At 65.1% G+C, this 16,179-nt stretch carries 14 protein-coding genes; 8 read left to right on the plus strand and 6 right to left on the minus strand.

What is annotated here, in order from left to right; genetic code table 11:
- The first annotated feature begins 74 nt into the window (after window positions 1-74).
- From lexA to ACPFMA_RS10030, 4 genes are read left to right on the plus strand one after another with little or no spacing between them, the layout of a single operon-like run.
- Entirely contained in the window at window positions 75-692 is a 618-nt protein-coding gene (gene lexA / locus ACPFMA_RS10015; RefSeq protein WP_009401036.1) for a transcriptional repressor LexA, read from the plus strand.
- Window positions 692-1,312 carry a translesion DNA synthesis-associated protein ImuA gene (gene imuA / locus ACPFMA_RS10020; protein ID WP_064303229.1) on the plus strand — a complete coding sequence of 207 codons (621 nt, stop codon included), beginning with the start codon at window positions 692-694 and terminating at the stop codon, window positions 1,310-1,312. Before lexA ends, imuA begins: the two co-directional genes overlap by 1 nt.
- Before the next feature lie 6 nt (window positions 1,313-1,318).
- Entirely contained in the window at window positions 1,319-2,737 is a 1,419-nt protein-coding gene (locus ACPFMA_RS10025) for a Y-family DNA polymerase (RefSeq protein ID WP_425930089.1), read from the plus strand.
- Window positions 2,713-5,811: an error-prone DNA polymerase gene (locus ACPFMA_RS10030; protein WP_425930090.1), complete on the plus strand. Its 3,099-nt coding sequence runs from the start codon at window positions 2,713-2,715 to the stop codon at window positions 5,809-5,811. Before ACPFMA_RS10025 ends, ACPFMA_RS10030 begins: the two co-directional genes overlap by 25 nt.
- 3 nt (window positions 5,812-5,814) lie before the next feature.
- Here the strand turns inward: ACPFMA_RS10030 and ACPFMA_RS10035 are convergent, their stop codons facing one another.
- The gene (locus ACPFMA_RS10035) at window positions 5,815-6,636 is read right to left on the minus strand and encodes an aldo/keto reductase (RefSeq protein WP_064303232.1); all 822 of its coding nucleotides are present in this window, start codon (window positions 6,634-6,636) and stop codon (window positions 5,815-5,817) included.
- Window positions 6,637-6,759: 123 nt separating this feature from the next.
- Window positions 6,760-7,656, minus strand: a complete 897-nt coding sequence (locus ACPFMA_RS10040; protein WP_420059489.1) for a LysR family transcriptional regulator — start codon at window positions 7,654-7,656, stop codon at window positions 6,760-6,762.
- A 107-nt stretch (window positions 7,657-7,763) separates the two neighbouring features.
- Between ACPFMA_RS10040 and ACPFMA_RS10045 the strand changes: the two genes are divergently transcribed.
- Together ACPFMA_RS10045 and ACPFMA_RS10050 are read left to right on the plus strand one after the other, a co-directional pair.
- Window positions 7,764-8,462, plus strand: coding sequence for a CoA transferase subunit A (locus tag ACPFMA_RS10045; RefSeq protein WP_009401029.1), 699 nt, complete (start codon window positions 7,764-7,766; stop codon window positions 8,460-8,462).
- 32 nt (window positions 8,463-8,494) lie between these two features.
- Window positions 8,495-9,151 carry a CoA transferase subunit B gene (locus ACPFMA_RS10050; RefSeq protein ID WP_009401028.1) on the plus strand — a complete coding sequence of 219 codons (657 nt, stop codon included), beginning with the start codon at window positions 8,495-8,497 and terminating at the stop codon, window positions 9,149-9,151.
- Window positions 9,152-9,378: 227 nt separating this feature from the next.
- Here the strand turns inward: ACPFMA_RS10050 and ACPFMA_RS10055 are convergent, their stop codons facing one another.
- A complete protein-coding gene (locus ACPFMA_RS10055) occupies window positions 9,379-10,305 on the minus strand; it encodes a LysR family transcriptional regulator (protein ID WP_009401027.1) in 927 nt (308 codons plus the stop codon).
- A gap of 138 nt (window positions 10,306-10,443) precedes the next feature.
- Here ACPFMA_RS10055 and ACPFMA_RS10060 point away from each other — a divergent pair, with 138 nt between their 5' ends.
- Window positions 10,444-11,673 (plus strand): acyl-CoA dehydrogenase, encoded by a 1,230-nt coding sequence (locus ACPFMA_RS10060; RefSeq protein ID WP_064303235.1) that lies wholly within the window; start codon window positions 10,444-10,446, stop codon window positions 11,671-11,673.
- A gap of 105 nt (window positions 11,674-11,778) precedes the next feature.
- Here ACPFMA_RS10060 and ACPFMA_RS10065 read toward each other — a convergent pair whose 3' ends face one another.
- From ACPFMA_RS10065 to xthA, 3 genes are all read right to left on the minus strand, one after another.
- Window positions 11,779-12,774 carry a TerC family protein gene (locus ACPFMA_RS10065; RefSeq protein WP_064303236.1) on the minus strand — a complete coding sequence of 332 codons (996 nt, stop codon included), beginning with the start codon at window positions 12,772-12,774 and terminating at the stop codon, window positions 11,779-11,781.
- Between the two features lie 151 nt (window positions 12,775-12,925).
- Window positions 12,926-14,215 carry a substrate-binding domain-containing protein gene (locus ACPFMA_RS10070; protein WP_064303237.1) on the minus strand — a complete coding sequence of 430 codons (1,290 nt, stop codon included), beginning with the start codon at window positions 14,213-14,215 and terminating at the stop codon, window positions 12,926-12,928.
- A gap of 244 nt (window positions 14,216-14,459) precedes the next feature.
- Window positions 14,460-15,272, minus strand: a complete 813-nt coding sequence (gene xthA / locus ACPFMA_RS10075; protein ID WP_064303238.1) for an exodeoxyribonuclease III — start codon at window positions 15,270-15,272, stop codon at window positions 14,460-14,462.
- Between the two features lie 213 nt (window positions 15,273-15,485).
- On the opposite strand from xthA, the gene ACPFMA_RS10080 reads away from it, so the two are divergent.
- The gene (locus tag ACPFMA_RS10080) at window positions 15,486-16,136 is read left to right on the plus strand and encodes a GNAT family N-acetyltransferase (RefSeq protein ID WP_279897274.1); all 651 of its coding nucleotides are present in this window, start codon (window positions 15,486-15,488) and stop codon (window positions 16,134-16,136) included.
- Window positions 16,137-16,179: the final 43 nt, after the last annotated feature.

A 16,179-nucleotide genomic window follows, 5' to 3' on the forward strand; every position in this document is an offset into this window, starting at 1 on the left:
ATCCGTAGAACGATGAACGGCCATCATACCCGCCGATCGATGGTGCTGGTCAGTGGAGTACGAAAAGAGTACAAATGTACCCCATGACCAGACTCTCTCCCAAACGCAGCGCCATCCTCACCTTCATCCGTGATCGCATCACCGGAGAAGGACGGCCGCCGAGCCTTTCCGACATCGCCCAGGCCTTCGGTTTCGCCTCGCGCAGCGTGGCGCGCAAGCATGTCCAGGCCCTTTGCGAGGCCGGTTTCATCGAGATCACGCCGAACCAGGCGCGCAGCATCCGCCTGGCCGGTCCCTTGCGTCGGCCCGAGGTGCTGGACATCCCGGTGCTCGGCCAGGTAGCGGCGGGCCGACCGATCGGCCCGGACGTGGATATCCACGAGCAGTTGCTGCTCGATGCCCACCTGTTCAGCCGCAGCCCGGACTACCTGCTCAAGGTCCGTGGCGATTCGATGATCGACGACGGCATCCTCGACGGCGACCTGGTGGGCATCCGCCAGCAGCCCGACCCCCGGGACGGCCAGATCGTGGTCGCGCGACTCGATGGCGAGGTGACCATCAAGCGTTTCGAACGTGGCAACGGCCACTACCGCTTGCTCCCGCGCAACCCGGCCTATGAGCCGATCATCGTCGGTCCGGACCGCGACTTCGTCATCGAAGGCGTGTTCTGCGGCCTGGTCAGGCGTGACTGATGGGCGCGGTGGTCAGCCTCGACGGGCTGCTCGATACCCGCCGTGTCTGGAAAGGCCGGCCGGTGGTCGAGGACCATGGCCTGCAGCCCACAGGGCATGCCGCACTGGATGCGGTGCTGCCTGGCGGTGGCTGGCCGGCGGCCGCCCTCACTGAACTGTTGCTGGCGCAGGAGGGCGCGGGTGAGCTGCAACTGCTCTGGCCCAGCCTGGCACGCCTGACCTCGGCTGGTGAGCGGGTGGTGCTGGTGGCTCCGCCGTTCATTCCCTATCCTCCGGCCTGGCAGGCCGCGGGCGTGGATTTGCGCTGGCTGTCGGTGATCGAGGCGGGCAGCAAGGAAAGCCTGTGGGCTGCCGAGCAATGCCTGCGCTCCGGCAGTTGCGCCGCCGTGCTGTGCTGGCCACAGCGTGCCGATGACCGTGCATTACGGCGTTTGCAGGTGGCTGCCGAAACCGGCCAGGCCCTGGCCTTCGCCTGTCGCGACCAGGGTGCTGCGCTCAATCCGTCGCCTGCGGCCCTGCGCATCGCTGTCGATAGCAAGCCGGCGCAATGGCGGGTACTCAAGTGCCGTGGCGGGCTGGCGCCGGCCCGGCCAATCGCCGCCAGCGGACGCACAGGGTGAGACGCCATGCTCTGGGCTTGCATCCTGTTACCGCAACTGGCGCTCGACAGTGTCCTGCGCAGGCGTGAAGACGCCGATCAACCGCTGGTTCTGATTACCGGTCCGGCCAATCGCCGGATAGTGCAGGCGGTCAATCCGCCTGCCCGGGCCCTTGGCCTGCGCGCCGGGCAAAGCCTGGCCACGGCCCAGGCCCTGGCCGGCGGTTTCACCACGGTGGAGCACGATCCTGCTGCTACCGAGTGCCAGCAGCAGTTGCTTGCCGCCTGGGCCTACCGCTTCAGTTCCCAGGTCAGCCTGCATTACCCCCGTGCCCTGCTGCTCGAAGTGGAATCCAGCCTGGGCCTGTTCGGACCCTGGCCCAGATTCGAGGCCTGCTTGCGCAAGGAATTGAAGGCCCTGGGCTTCAGCCACCGTATCGTCCTGGCCAGCAACCCGGTGGCGGCGCGGATGCTGGCCAATGCCCATGACGGGCTGGCAGCCAGCGATGCCGAGCTCACCCGTGCCGCACTGGCGGCCATGCCCATCGATCGCCTTGGCCTGCCTGCGGACGCCGTCACGGCCTTCAGCCGCATGGGCCTGCGCCACTTGCACCAGGTATTGACGCTGCCCCGCGAAACCCTGGCCAGGCGTTTCCCCGCCCAGGTGCAACTGCATCTGGACCGTTTGCTGGGGCTGCGTGCCATGGCCCTGGACTGCTACCTGCCGCCGGACCGTTTCGAGTCGCGGCTGGAGCTGAACTTCGATGTGGAGTCCAGCCAGGCCCTGCTGTTTCCGCTACGGCGGATGATCGAGGACCTGGCCGCCTTTCTTGCCGGGCGCGATGCCGGGGTGCAGCGCTTCGACCTGTTCCTGGAACATGCCGAGGGCGCCGACACGCGGCTGCAGGTCGGCCTGCTGGCGGCCGAACGCGACGCCGGGCGCCTGCTGGAGCTGGCCCGCGGCCGCCTGGAGCAACTGACCCTGCGCGCTGCGGTGCGCAACCTGCGCTTGAGTGCCGAGGAACTGCCGGCCTTCGTGCCCCTGGCCGGCGAATTGTTCTCGGCCAGGGCCCAGCAGCAACAGGGTTGGGAGCAGTTGCGCGAACGCCTGCGGGCCCGTCTCGGCGATGATGCGGTGCGTACCGTGGGTGTGGTGGCCGATCACCGTCCGGAATATGCCTGGCGCAGTGCTGATCTGCCGGCTGCCTGCGCTCCTGGCCCGGCACCGCGTCCCGGCTGGTTGCTGGAAGCGCCGCGATCCCTGCCGCTGAACGGCCTGCGCCTGCTGGCCGGGCCGGAGCGCATCGAGTCCGGCTGGTGGGATGGCGGCGATGTGCGCCGTGACTATTACCTGGTGGAGACCGCCGCCGGCCAGCGCGGCTGGGCTTATCGCCAGTTGGGCGAAAGCCGCGACAGCCCGCTGTGGCTGCAAGGCTGGTTCGCATGAGTGGTTATGCCGAGCTGCATTGCCTGTCGAACTTCAGTTTCCAGCGCGGGGCATCGAGTGCGATGGAGCTGTTCGGGCGAGCGAAACAGCAGGGCTACAAGGCCCTGGCGATCACCGACGAATGCACCCTGGCCGGGATCGTCCGGGCCTGGGATGCGGCGAGAAAGGTCGAACTGCCGCTGATCGTCGGCAGCGAGATGCGCGTGGAAGACGGCCCGAAGCTGGTGCTGCTGGTGGAAAACCCGACGGGTTACCAGCGTCTGTGCGGCTTGATCACCCAGGCCCGGCGGCGTACGGAAAAGGGCAGCTACCGGGTTCTGCGCGAAGACTTCGAACAACCCATGGACGGCCTGCTGGCGCTCTGGGTTGCGGATACTACGGACGACCCGGCCCCGGGCCGCTGGCTGCGCGAGATTTTCGGCGAGCGCCTGTGGCTGGCCGTGCACCTGCACCATGGCCATGACGACCGCCAGCGCCTGCAGGACTTGCTGGCCCTGGCCCGTGAGCTGGATATCCGTCCGCTGGCCTGCGGCGACGTGCATATGCACAGCCGGGGGCGACGAGCCTTGCAGGACTGCATGACCGCCATCCGCCATCACACCACCGTTGCCGAGGCCGGGCACCGCCTGTTCGCCAATGGCGAGCGCCATCTGCGTGCGGTCGAACAACTGGCCGCGCTGTATCCACCGGCCTTGCTGGAGGAAACCACGCGGATCGCCGCACGCTGTCACTTCGAACTCAAGCGCGACATCAACTACCAGTACCCCCACGAAATCGTGCCCCAGGGCTACACCGCCAGCGCCTGGCTGCGCGACCTCTGCGAGCGAGGAATCCCCACGCGCTGGCCGGCGGGCATCAGCGACAAGAATCGCCAAGCACTGGAACACGAACTGCAACTGATCACCGACCTTGAATACGAGTCCTACTTCCTCACCGTCCATGACATCGTCCGCTTCGCCCGCGAGCAGGGCATCCTGTGCCAGGGCCGTGGCTCGGCGGCCAATTCGGTGGTGTGTTTCGTCCTCGGCATCACCGAGCTGGACCCGAGCCAGACCAGCCTGCTGTTCGAACGCTTCCTGTCCCGTGAACGCAAGGAGCCGCCGGATATCGATGTGGACTTCGAGCACGACCGCCGCGAGGAAGTCCTGCAATACGTGTTCAGGCGTTACGGTCGCCATCGCGCCGCCCTGACGGCGGTGGTCAGCACTTACCATGCCTCCGGCGCGATACGCGATATCGGCCGGGTGCTGGGCCTGCCGCCGGACCAGTTGGGCGCCTTGTCCGACTGCTGCGGGCGCTGGAGCGACCGGGTGCCGTCGCCCGAGCGCCTGGTGGAAGCCGGCTTCGACCCGGACAGCCCGCTGCTGCACCGGGTCCTGACCCTGACCGGCGAACTGATGGGCTTCCCCCGGCACCTGTCCCAGCACCCCGGCGGCTTCGTTATCAGCGAGCAGCCGCTGGATACCCTGGTGCCGGTGGAGAACGCTGCGATGGAAGAGCGCACGGTGATCCAGTGGGACAAGGACGACCTCGACATGATGGGCCTGCTCAAGGTCGATGTACTGGCGCTGGGCATGCTCAGCGCCTTGCGCCGCTGCTTCGATCTCTACGAGGTGCATCGCGGCAAGCGCCTGAGCATCGCCGCAATCCCGGCGGACGACCGCCCCACCTACGACATGATCAGCCGCGCCGACACCATCGGCGTGTTCCAGATCGAGTCGCGGGCGCAGATGGCCATGCTGCCGAGGCTCAGGCCGCAGAAGTTCTACGACCTGGTGATCCAGGTGGCGATCGTGCGGCCGGGGCCGATCCAGGGGGACATGGTGCATCCCTACCTGCGTCGGCGAAACAATCAGGAAGAGGTGGTCTATCCCTCGGAAAAGCTCAAGGCGGTCTTCGAACGCACCCTCGGCGTACCGCTGTTCCAGGAGCAGGTCATGTCCCTGGCCATCGTCGCCGCCGACTTCACCCCCGGCGAAGCCGACGAGTTGCGTCGCTCCATGGCGGCCTGGAAGCGTCATGGCGGGCTCGAGCCACATCGCATTCGCCTCACCGAGGGCATGTTGCGCAACGGCTACGACCTGGCGTTCGCCGAACGCATCTTCGAGCAGATCAAGGGCTTCGGCAGCTACGGCTTTCCCGAGTCCCATGCCGCCAGTTTCGCCCTGCTGACCTACGCCAGTTGCTGGCTCAAGTGCCATGAGCCGGCGATCTTCGCCTGCGCCCTGATCAACAGCTGGCCCATGGGTTTCTACAGTCCGGACCAGATCCTCCAGGACGCGCGCAGGCATGCCATCGAGATCCGCCCGGTGGATGTCCGGCACAGCCACTGGGATTGCAGCCTGGAACCGGGGCAGGGCGGCGCGCTGGCCCTGCGTATCGGCCTGCGCCAGGTGCGCGGTTTTCGCGAAGAGGATGCCCGGCGTCTGGCCCGGGTGCGGGAAGTACAGGCGTTCCGCGATGTCGGTGACCTGTGTCTGCGCGCCGGGCTCGACAACCGCGCCCGCGACCTGCTGGCCGATGCCGGTGCGCTCGCTGCGCTGGCGGGGCACCGTTACCAGGCGCGCTGGGAAGTGGCCGCGGTGCAGGCGCAACTGCCCTTGTTCGCCGGCATCGAGCCGACTCCGGAAATCGCGGTGGCGTTGCCCGCGCCCAGCGTGGGCGAGGACCTGTTCGCCGACTACAACAGCATCGGCACCACCCTTGGCCCGCATCCCCTGAGCCTGCTGCGCCGTCGTCTCACCGCCCTGGGCTGTCGCAATTCGCGGGCGCTGGACGATGTGGCGCATGGCGACAGCATCAGCGTGGCCGGGCTGGTAGTCGGCCGGCAGCGCCCGCAGACCGCCAGCGGGGTGACCTTCGTTACCCTGGAAGACGAGTTCGGCATGCTCAACGTGGTGGTCTGGCGCGATCTGGCCGAGCGCCAGCGACGGGTGCTGGTAGGTGCACAACTGATGCAGGTACGCGGCAAGCTGGAGTTCGCCGATGGCGTACGCCATCTGATCGCCCGGCGCCTGGAAGATCTCAGCCCGCTATTGAGCGGGCTGGATGTGCGTAGCCGGGACTTTCACTGAGGGTCAGACCACCGCCAGGCGTTGCTTGCGGGTCGGTGCAGGGAAGGCCTGGTCGATGGCTTGCAGGTCCTCGGCATCGAGGACCAACCGGCCTGCCGCCGCATTGAGCTGTACATGGCGTGGCTCCACCGCCTTGGGGATCGCGATCACCCCGTCATTGCGGGTGACCCAGGCCAGGCTGACCTGGGCGGGTGTGACGCCGTGGCGTTCGGCGACCTGCGCCAGGACCGGATGGCGCAGCAGGCGCCCGGCCTGGGCCAGCGGGCAGTAGGCCATGACCGGTACCTGGTGTTCGCGGCACCAGGGCAGCAGGTCGAACTCGATGCCGCGTTGCTCCGGGTTGTACAGCACCTGGTCGGTAGCGCAGGCCGGATTGTCCAGCTCGCGCATATCGTCGCTATCGAAGTTGGACACTCCCCAGCGCCCGATCTTGCCCGCTTCGCGCAGGCGCTCGAAGGCCTCCACGGTTTCTTCCAGCGGGTACTGGCCGCGCCAGTGCAGCAGGTACAGGTCGATATGGTCGGTGGCCAGGCGTTGCAGGCTGCGCTCGCAGGCGGCAATGGCCCCTTGGCGGCTGGCGTTGTGCGGATAGACCTTGCTGACCAGGAAGACCTGGTCCCGGCGCCCGGCCAGGGCTTCGCCGACCACTTCCTCGGCGCCGCCTTCGGCGTACATCTCCGCCGTATCGATCAGCGTCAGGCCAAGGTCGATGCCTTGCTGCAGGGCGGCGACCTCACGCCGGCGCTGGCCCGGGTCTTCACCCATGTACCAGGTGCCCTGGCCGATGACCGGGACCTGGTGGTTGCCGAGTGTTGTCGTTCTCATATTTGAAGTCTCTCCTGTCTCTCAGCCTTGTGCGGACCCTGTGGGAGCGGGTTCACCCGCGATTGCAACAGTGAATTCACTACCGCAATCGCGGGTGAACCCGCTCCCACAGGGTCCGTGTTCTCAAGTCAGAACCGGCGCAGTCACTTCTGCCTCCAACACATCCAGAACCGCCTGCGCCGCTGCCGACAATTTATGATCCGCCAGCATCGTCACGCCGATCCTGCGCTCCACCACCGGCTCCACCAGCGCCACGCACTGCGCTCCCAGCTCACGCATCTGGCCGATGCACAGCGCCGGCACGGCACTGACCCCCAGTCCGTTGGCGACCATCCGGCCAATGGTAGACAACTGGTGACTTTCGAACGCCACCGCCAGCTTGCCGTGATCCGCCGCCACATGCCGTTCCAGCAACAGGCGCACCGCCGACGGCCGCTGCAGGGCAATGAAATCCTCGCGCAGCAACTCCGTCCAGCTCACTTGGGCCTGCCCTGCCAGCGGCGAGTCTTTCGGCACCACGGCGACGAAACGGTCCAGGTACAACGGCCGGAACAGCAGCGGCTCGCTGGATTCCGGTTCGAAACCGATGCCCAGCTCCACTCGCCGATGCCGGACCAGTTCCAGTACCTGTTCATTGATCACGTCATGCACCGTGACGTTCACCCGCGGATAGCGCTGGCGAAATAGCTTGAGCACCGGCGGCAGCAGGTTGCCGGCAAAGGCCGGCATCGCCGCGACCGAGACCCGCCCCAGCTGCAAGGTGAAATGCTGGCGCAGCACTTCCTCGGTGTTGTCCCAGTCCGCCAGCAGGCGCCGGGCCAGAGGCAGCAGCACTTCGCCCTCCGGCGTCAGGCTGACACTGCGCGTGGTACGGCTGAGCAGGGCGCCGCCGAGTTGCTCTTCCAGACCCTTGATGGTCAGGCTCAGGGCAGGCTGCGATAGATGCAGGTGCTCACCGGCCTGGGCGAAGCTCTGGTAGGTGGCGACCGCGACGAAGGCGCGCAATTGCTTGAGGTTCATGGAATTGTTTTGAAATCCAAATCAATCAATGAGAAAAACAAAATTAACAAATCAGTCTGCAGGGAGGAAGATCCGTCCAGCCCTACAACGACAACAAGGCGGATCACATGGCCGGACTGGACAAGCGCGTAGCAACCTATGAACAGGCCCTCGAAGGCCTGACCGACGACATGACGGTACTGGCCGGCGGTTTCGGCCTCTGCGGCATTCCCGAGAACCTCATTGCCGAGATCAAGCGCCGCGGTGTCACCGGCCTGACCGTGGTCTCCAACAACTGTGGCGTCGATGGCTTCGGCCTCGGCGTACTCCTGGAAGACCGCCAGATCCGCAAGATGATCGCCTCCTATGTAGGCGAGAACGCTGAGTTCGAACGCCAGTTGCTTAGTGGCGAACTGGAAGTGGAACTCACCCCGCAAGGCACGCTGGCCGAGAAGATGCGCGCCGGTGGCGCCGGGATCCCGGCCTTCTACACCGCCACCGGCTACGGCACCCCGGTCGCCGAAGGCAAGGAAGTGCGCCAGTTCAACGGGCGCCATTACATCCTCGAAGAAGCCATCACCGGCGACTTCGCCATCGTCAAGGGCTGGAAGGCCGACCACTACGGCAACGTGGTGTACCGCAACACCGCACAGAACTTCAACCCGCTGGCCGCCACCGCCGGCCGGATCACCGTGGTCGAGGTCGAGGAGATCGTCGAACCGGGCGTGCTGCTGCCAAGCGAGATCCACACCCCGGGCATCTATGTCGACCGGGTCATCGTCGGCACTTTCGAGAAGCGCATCGAAAAGCGCACCGTCAAAGCCTGACCCGTCCCCAGAACAACGAAGAGATCCTGACCATGGCACTTACCCGCGAACAAATGGCCCAGCGCGTCGCCCGCGAACTCAAGGACGGCTACTACGTCAACCTCGGCATCGGCATTCCGACACTGGTGGCCAACTACGTCCCCGCCGATATGGACGTGATGCTGCAATCGGAAAACGGCCTGCTGGGCATGGGCGAATTCCCCACCGAAGGCCAGCTCGATGCCGACATGATCAACGCCGGCAAGCAGACCGTGACCGCCCGCCGTGGCGCGTCGATCTTCAACTCGGCCGAATCCTTCGCCATGATCCGCGGCGGGCATGTCGATCTCACCGTGCTCGGCGCCTTCGAAGTGGACGTGGAAGGCAACATCGCCTCCTGGATGATCCCCGGCAAGCTGGTCAAGGGCATGGGCGGGGCGATGGACCTGGTGGCCGGTGCCGAGAACATCATCGTCACCATGACCCATGCGTCCAAGGACGGCGAATCCAAGCTGCTGCCACGCTGCAGCCTGCCGCTGACCGGCGCCGGCTGCATCCGCAAGGTGCTGACCGACCTGGCCTACCTGGAAATCGACAATGGCGCCTTCATCCTCAAGGAGACGGCGCCTGGGGTAAGTGTCGAGGAGATCATCGAGAAGACCGCGGGCAAGCTGATCGTGGCCGACGATGTGAAGGAAATGACCTTCTGATTTTGTGGTGAGCTTTAGGGCCTCATCGCTGGCAACGCCAGCTCCCACAAGGTCGTGTGTCGACCGGTGGGCCTGAGTACGACGCCGACTCTGTGGGAGCTGGCGTTGCCAGCGATGAGGCCCTCGAGGTCACCACACTTGTGAGTAAAAACACAATCGCGGAGCCTGTTCAGGGCAGGGAACCACGCACTCCCTGCCCCTGACCGGTCCCGCGATTGCCTTCCCGCCTACTGCTTCGCCTCCCGCTCATCCTGCGCCACCACCGCCTGGCACAACTCGATCATCTGCTCGCGCATCCAGCGGTTGGCTGGGTCCTGGTCGGTGCTTTCATGCCAGTACAGATGGGTTTCCAGTGGCGGCACGTCGTTCACCGGCAAGCGTACGTAGTTCAGTTGATGACGCCGGGCGAAACGCTCCGGCACGGTCATCACCATATCGGTCTGCTGCAGCACCTGGGAGGCCATCAGGTAATGCTGCGAGCGCAGGGCGATGCGCCGTTGCAGGCCCATCTTGCCCAGTGCCAGGTCCACGTAACCCAGACCGTTGCGGCGGCTGGAGATATGGATATGGGTCATGCCCATGTACTCGTCGAGGCTGATCCGCTCCTTCGCCATCGGATGCCCCTGGCGCAGCGCGCAGACGTACTGGTCCTGCATCAGCTTGACGTGGCGCACCTGCGGGTCGGTGTTGAGCGGCGCATCCACGGCGAAGTCCAGGCGCCCGGCGGCCAGCTCCTTGGTGGTCTCGCGGCGCTTGCACAGGAAGCTTTCGATCACCACTGCCGGCGCCAGGCGGCGCAGGCGCTGGAACAGCGGCGGCAGCACCACCGCCTCGGTGAGGTCGGTCATGCTGATGCGGAACGTCTTGTTGGCCTGCAACGGGTTGAAGATCCGGCTTTCCTGCACCGATACGCGCAACAGCGACAGGGCGTTGCGCACCGGGCCGATGATGTTCTGCGCCATCGGCGTCGGCACCATGCCCTGGGCAGTACGCACGAACAGCGGATCGTTGAAGGTTTCGCGCAGCCGGGCCAGGGCGTTGGACACCGCGGGCTGGGTAATGCCGACGATCTGTCCGGCACGGGTCAGGTTGGCTTCGGTGTAGATCGCATCGAAAACGATGAACAGATTCAGGTCGACCTTGTTCAGGTTCATGGGCACTGCTCTTGTTGGTGTTATCGGCCGATCATATATCGGTTATGAATGTTTATACACGCCGAAAATAGACTAGGTGGATTGTGACCGGTGTTCTAGCATCCGTTGCAGATCCCTTTCCCGAAGAAGGTACTGCTGATGGATTTCGCCTACACACCCAAGGTCCAGGCCCTGCGCGAGCGCGTCACGGCGTTCATGGATGCCTATGTCTATCCCGCCGAAGCGGTGTTCGAGCGCCAGGTCGCCGAGGGTGATCGCTGGCAACCGACGGCGATCATGGAAGAGCTGAAGAACAAGGCCAAGGCCGAGGGCCTGTGGAACCTGTTCCTGCCCGAGTCGGAGCTGGGCGCCGGCCTGACCAACCTGGAATATGCGCCGTTGGCCGAGATCATGGGCCGTTCGCTGCTGGGGCCGGAGCCGTTCAACTGCTCGGCGCCGGATACCGGCAATATGGAAGTGCTGGTGCGCTACGGCAGCGAGGAGCAGAAGCGCCAATGGCTGGAACCGCTGCTGCGTGGCGAGATCCGTTCCGCCTTCGCCATGACCGAGCCGGACGTAGCCTCGTCCGACGCGACCAACATGGCCGCCCGCGCCGAGCGCCAGGGTGACGAGTGGGTGATCAACGGGCGCAAATGGTGGACCTCCGGTGCCTGCGATCCGCGCTGCAAGGTAATGATCTTCATGGGCCTGAGCAATCCGGACAACCCGCGTCACCAACAGCATTCGATGATCCTCGTGCCCACCGATGCGCCAGGGGTGAAGATCGTTCGCCCGCTGCCGGTATTCGGTTATGACGACGCGCCCCATGGCCATGCCGAAGTGTTGTTCGAGAACGTGCGGGTACCGTACGAGAACGTGATCCTCGGCGAGGGCCGTGGTTTCGAGATTGCCCAGGGACGCCTCGGTCCTGGCCGTATCCACCACTGCATGCGCTCCATCGGCATGGCCGAACGGGCCCTTGAACTGATGTGCAAGCGCTCGGTGGCGCGTACCGCCTTCGGTCGTCCGCTGGCGCGGCTGGGCGGTAACGTCGACAAGATCGCCGACTCGCGCATGGAAATCGACATGGCCCGCCTGCTGACCCTGAAGGCGGCGTACATGATGGACACTGCAGGCAACAAGGTTGCCCGCAGCGAAATCGCGCAGATCAAGGTGGTGGCGCCGAACGTGGCGCTGAGGGTGATCGACCGGGCGATCCAGATCCATGGTGGCGCCGGGGTTTCCGGGGACTTCCCGCTGGCCTACATGTACGCGATGCAGCGCACCCTGCGCCTGGCCGACGGCCCGGATGAAGTGCACCGTGCGGCGATCGGCAAGTACGAGATCGGCAAGTATGTGCCGAAGGAGATGCTGCGTAGCGGCCACTGATTTCAAGGATGGCAGTGAACCCTGTGGGAGCGGGTTCACCCGCGATTGCGATGGTGAACTCACCGACGTCATCGCGGGTGAACCCGCTCCCACAGAATACGGTGATCAGCCTTCTTTTTGGGGTGATTTCTCATCCCGGGTCTTGAACAGCGACAACACCACCCCTCCCGCCAGCAAGCCGAAGGTCACCCCCAGCGACACCAGCGCCGGGATCTTGCCGATGAACCCATGCAGGAAGATCTTCCCGCCGATGAAGATCAGCACCAGCGCCAGCGCGTACTTCAGGTAGACGAACCGGTGCATCAGCGCCGCCAGGGCAAAGTACAGCGCCCGCAGGCCCAGAATGGCGAAGATGTTCGAGGTGTAGACGATGAACGGGTCCTGGGTGATGGAGAAGATCGCCGGCACGCTGTCCACGGCGAACACCAGGTCGGCCAGTTCGATCAGCACCAGGGCCAGGAACAGCGGCGTGGCGTAGAGAATCGCCTTCGACCCGCCCGGCGGCGTCAGGCGCACGAAGAAGTGCGCGTCATGCAGGCGGTCGGTAACCCGCACATGTTTCTTGATGAACCTGATCATCGGATTATTGGCCAGGTCCGGATGCGAATCCTCGCGGCTGAACAGCATCTTCACCCCGGTGATCAGCAGGAAGGCACCGAACACGTAGAGAATCCAGTCGAACTCCTTCACCAGGGCGCTGCCGACGCCGATCATGATCGCCCGCAACACCACCACCCCGAGAATCCCCCAGAACAGCACGCGGTGCTGGTAGCGTCGGGGAATGCCGAAGTAGCCGAAGATCATCGCCATGACGAAGACGTTGTCCATCGACAGCGACTGTTCCACCAGCAAGCCGGTGTAGAACTCCAAAGCGCTCTGGGCGCCGAGTTCGTACCAGATCCAGCCACCGAACATCAGCCCGACACTGAAGTAACCGGCGTAGAGCAGCAGGCTCTCGCGCATCTCGATTTCGCGCTGGTCGCGGTGCAGCACCCCGAGGTCGAGGACCAGCAGGGCGACGACGATAACGACGAAGGCCAGCCAAAGCAGGCCGCTGGTGCCGAGGAATTCGGCATTGATGAAATCATGCAGAGCTGTCATGAGCCCCTCCCTATGTCGTGGAAGTGACTCCGACATGGCGGTCGAATGACCGTCAGAGGGGCCCGGCGTCACATGTTTCAGCCTAGTCGGCGACAGGCGCGGGGCCGGGTGAGAGCGTTACAAGGTCTTACAAGGATGAGCGAAACCTCCTTCAGTAAACCCAGGCTTCGACACGGCGATTGCGGATCCGGCCCTGGGTGTCGGTATTGGCCGCCACCGGCAGCTCGGCGCCGAGGCCGATGACATCGCGCAGGGTCACGCCGGCCCTGACCAGTTCGCGGCGCACCGCCATTGCGCGCAGACGCGACAGCAGGTCGGCGCGACGGGCGTCATCCTTGGCATCGCCGAAGCCCACCAGCACCACCTTGTTGTCCAGCTTGCGGTTCTGCTTGAGGTACTCGGCCAGCCGCTGGATGTCGCGCAGGGCCTTGTTGTCGAGCGTCGCGCTGCCTTCCTGGAAGCGGAAGTTGACCGACAGCCGCCTGGCTTCGCTGGACAGGCGGCGGTAGCTCGGCGGCATGTCCGCCTGGGGCTGTTCGTCGATAGTGCGCACGCGCTGGTCGATAAAACCGTTGCTGGCGACGATGGCCTGGCCCTGCGGGCTTTGGCTGAACGCCAGCAGGGCACGGGCGAGGGGATTGTGCTGTGCCGGCGGCAGGTAGAAGTACAGGCGACGCGTCAGCGGGTAATCCTCGCTGGCGATCTGTTCCGGACTCGGCAGCATCGCCCGCGAGGCACCGTCGGCGACCGCCAGGACCCGCGCGCCGTGCACCGTGCTCAGGCTGCTGAAACCGATGGCATGGCGGTCGTTGCGCACGGCTTCGCTGAGTTCTTCGCCGGATTCGAAGCGCCGGGTATTAACGGCCAGGACCTGCTGGTGCGGATCGAGTACCAGGCTCTTGAAGGTTTCCCAGGTGCCGGAGCGGTCGTCACGGGCATACAGGCGGATCGGTCCGCCGCCGACGCCGAGTGCTTCCCAGGTGGTGATCTGCCCGGAAAAGATCTTCGCCAGTTGCTCGATGGTCAGTTGCGGCAGAGGGTTGTCAGGGTGGACCAGCACCGCGACGCCGTCGAGGCCGATGACCTGCTCGGCTTCGGCACTGGTCAGGTTGCCCAGGGCCTGGAGTTCGGCCTGCTCGCTGTCCTTGATCGGGCGCGAGGCAGCCGCCAGGTCGGCGCTGCCGGCCTTGAGTGCGGCGAAACCGGTGCTGGTGCCGTGGGCGGCGATGTCCACTTGGATATCGCCGGCGCTGATGCGCACTTCATTGGCCCGGGCGCCGGGCTCCGTGCGGATATCGCTGATGCCCTGGCTCTCCAGGAGTCCGCGCACCAGTGCCGGGGCCAGGGCTGCGCCGATGGTGTTGGAACCCTGGATGCGCAGGGTATCGGCAACTGCCAGGGGTGCGAGCAGGGCGAGGAGCAGGGCGCAGGCGCGGATCATTGCCGGAAGGCACTCTCGAAGGGACGAAGGTGGCGGCAGATTAAGACAGGAAGATGAAATAAAAATGACGGCTGTGGCGTGGGACCTTGTGGAGCCGGCCCGGCCTTTCAGGCTGCGCTGTCACGCTAGAGAATACTTCTAAAGTAAGACTCGGACTCTGTGGGAGCGGGTTCACCCGCGATAGCGTCGGTGAATTCACTACCGTAATCGCGGGTAAACCCGCTCCCACATTCGAACCGTGTTGTCAGCTCAATTCAAGCCAGATCGGCGCATGGTCGGACGGCTTTTCCATCCCGCGCAGTTCATAGTCCACACCCGCCGCCTTGACCCGCGGCAACAGCGCATCGGAGGTGAGGATCAGATCGATGCGCAGCCCGCGTTTCGGTTCATCCTCGAAGCCCCGGCTGCGATAGTCGAACCAGCTGAACTGATCGACCACTTCCGGATGCAGGTGGCGGAAGCTGTCGGTCAGGCCCCAGCCCTTGAGCCTGGCCATCCACTCGCGCTCTTCCGGCAGGAAGCTGCATTTGCCGGTCTTCAACCAGCGCTTGGCGTTGTCCGGGCCGATGCCGATGTCGCAATCCTCCGGGGAGATATTCACGTCGCCCATCACGATCAGCGGCTGGTCGTTCCTGAACTCGCTTTCCAGCAGGTTCTGCAGGTCGGCATAGAAACGCTGCTTGGCCGGGAACTTGGTGGGGTGGTCGCGGCTTTCGCCCTGGGGGAAGTAACCGTTCATGATGGTCACCGGGTTGCCCTGGTCATCGGCGAAGGTGCCCCAGATGAAGCGGCGCTGGGCATCTTCTTCATCGGTGGAGAAACCCTTGACCAGGCTCAGCGGCGCCTGGCGCGAGAGCAGGGCGACGCCGTAATGGCCTTTCTGGCCGTGGTAATGCACGTGGTAACCGAGGGCCTGCACCTCGGCGAGCGGGAACTGATCGTCGGAGACCTTGGTTTCCTGCAGGCCGATCACATCCGGCTGGTGCTTGTCGATCAACGCCGCCAACTGATGGGGCCGGGCGCGCAGGCCGTTGATGTTGAACGAGACGATCTTCATGGAAGGGCAATCCTGGGGAAAAGGCAGGATGCTAGCTGAGTCGGGCGGCAGGGGCCAGCCTCGAGGGCACTGGAAGAGCATCGTTATCACACCCGACTCCGTCCCTGAGCACCTTGTGATTCCCTCCTATACTCCAACCCCATCAGGAAGGAACGTTGGCGCAGCCCACCCCTCAAAGAGCAATGCCCGACTGCCATCAGGAGATCCGCGACCATGCCCCAATCGACCCCCGCGCCGGCCGAAGTGCGTCTGCTCGACGGCGGTTACAGCCGTGAAGCGCGTTCTCTGCTCTACCACGCCTACCGCCACGAACCCACCTACGCCTACCTGTTCGAAGCCGAGCGCCCGGGTTTCGAGCAACGCGTGCGCGCCCTGGTTCGTGAGCGGGTGCGCCAGCATTTCCTGCAGGACCTGCCTGCCCTCGGCCTGCTGGTGGAAGACCGCCTGATCGGTATCGCCCTGATCTCCCCGCCGGTACGCCGCCTCGGCGTGACCGAGAGCTGGGCCTGGCGTCTGCGCATGATGCTGTCGGCCGGTGTGCGCTGTACCCGCCGCTACCTCGAATACCGCGCGGCCTTGCTGGCCTGCCTGCCCGGCGACGCCGTACATATCCTGCCGCTGCTGGGTATCCATCCGCAGTTCCAGGGCCGGCACTATGGCGAACAATTGCTGGCGGCGGTGCACGATTGGTGCGCCGCAGACGAGAGTTCCCGCGGCGTGGTGCTCGACACCGGCAACGAGCACTACCTGGATTTCTACCGCCGCCAGGGCTACCTGGAAATCGGTGAAGTGGCCGTCGGGCCGATTCGCGAGCATGTGTTTTTCCATCCCGCTCCGCAAAGGATCGCCCTGGCTCCGGCCTGATCCGGACGGCTTTCGACATGCAAGCCGTCAGCCGGCTCTGGTA

This window comes from Pseudomonas sp. NyZ201, assembly GCF_049860765.1.
GTDB lineage: Bacteria > Pseudomonadota > Gammaproteobacteria > Pseudomonadales > Pseudomonadaceae > Aquipseudomonas > Aquipseudomonas bharatica.

Bases quoted from the DNA above. Each gene is read 5' to 3' on its own strand.
- ACPFMA_RS10025 (WP_425930089.1), top strand. From the start codon at position 1,319: ATGCTCTGGGCTTGCATCCTGTTACCGCAACTGGCGCTCGACAGTGTC.
- xthA (WP_064303238.1), bottom strand. From the start codon at position 15,272: ATGAAGATCGTCTCGTTCAACATCAACGGCCTGCGCGCCCGGCCCCAT.
- ACPFMA_RS10065 (WP_064303236.1), bottom strand. From the start codon at position 12,774: ATGACAGCTCTGCATGATTTCATCAATGCCGAATTCCTCGGCACCAGC.
- ACPFMA_RS10060 (WP_064303235.1), top strand. From the start codon at position 10,444: ATGGATTTCGCCTACACACCCAAGGTCCAGGCCCTGCGCGAGCGCGTC.
- ACPFMA_RS10040 (WP_420059489.1), bottom strand. From the start codon at position 7,656: ATGAACCTCAAGCAATTGCGCGCCTTCGTCGCGGTCGCCACCTACCAG.
- ACPFMA_RS10080 (WP_279897274.1), top strand. From the start codon at position 15,486: ATGCCCCAATCGACCCCCGCGCCGGCCGAAGTGCGTCTGCTCGACGGC.
- ACPFMA_RS10070 (WP_064303237.1), bottom strand. From the start codon at position 14,215: ATGATCCGCGCCTGCGCCCTGCTCCTCGCCCTGCTCGCACCCCTGGCA.
- lexA (WP_009401036.1), top strand. From the start codon at position 75: ATGTACCCCATGACCAGACTCTCTCCCAAACGCAGCGCCATCCTCACC.
- ACPFMA_RS10050 (WP_009401028.1), top strand. From the start codon at position 8,495: ATGGCACTTACCCGCGAACAAATGGCCCAGCGCGTCGCCCGCGAACTC.
- imuA (WP_064303229.1), top strand. From the start codon at position 692: ATGGGCGCGGTGGTCAGCCTCGACGGGCTGCTCGATACCCGCCGTGTC.
- ACPFMA_RS10055 (WP_009401027.1), bottom strand. From the start codon at position 10,305: ATGAACCTGAACAAGGTCGACCTGAATCTGTTCATCGTTTTCGATGCG.
- ACPFMA_RS10045 (WP_009401029.1), top strand. From the start codon at position 7,764: ATGGCCGGACTGGACAAGCGCGTAGCAACCTATGAACAGGCCCTCGAA.
- ACPFMA_RS10035 (WP_064303232.1), bottom strand. From the start codon at position 6,636: ATGAGAACGACAACACTCGGCAACCACCAGGTCCCGGTCATCGGCCAG.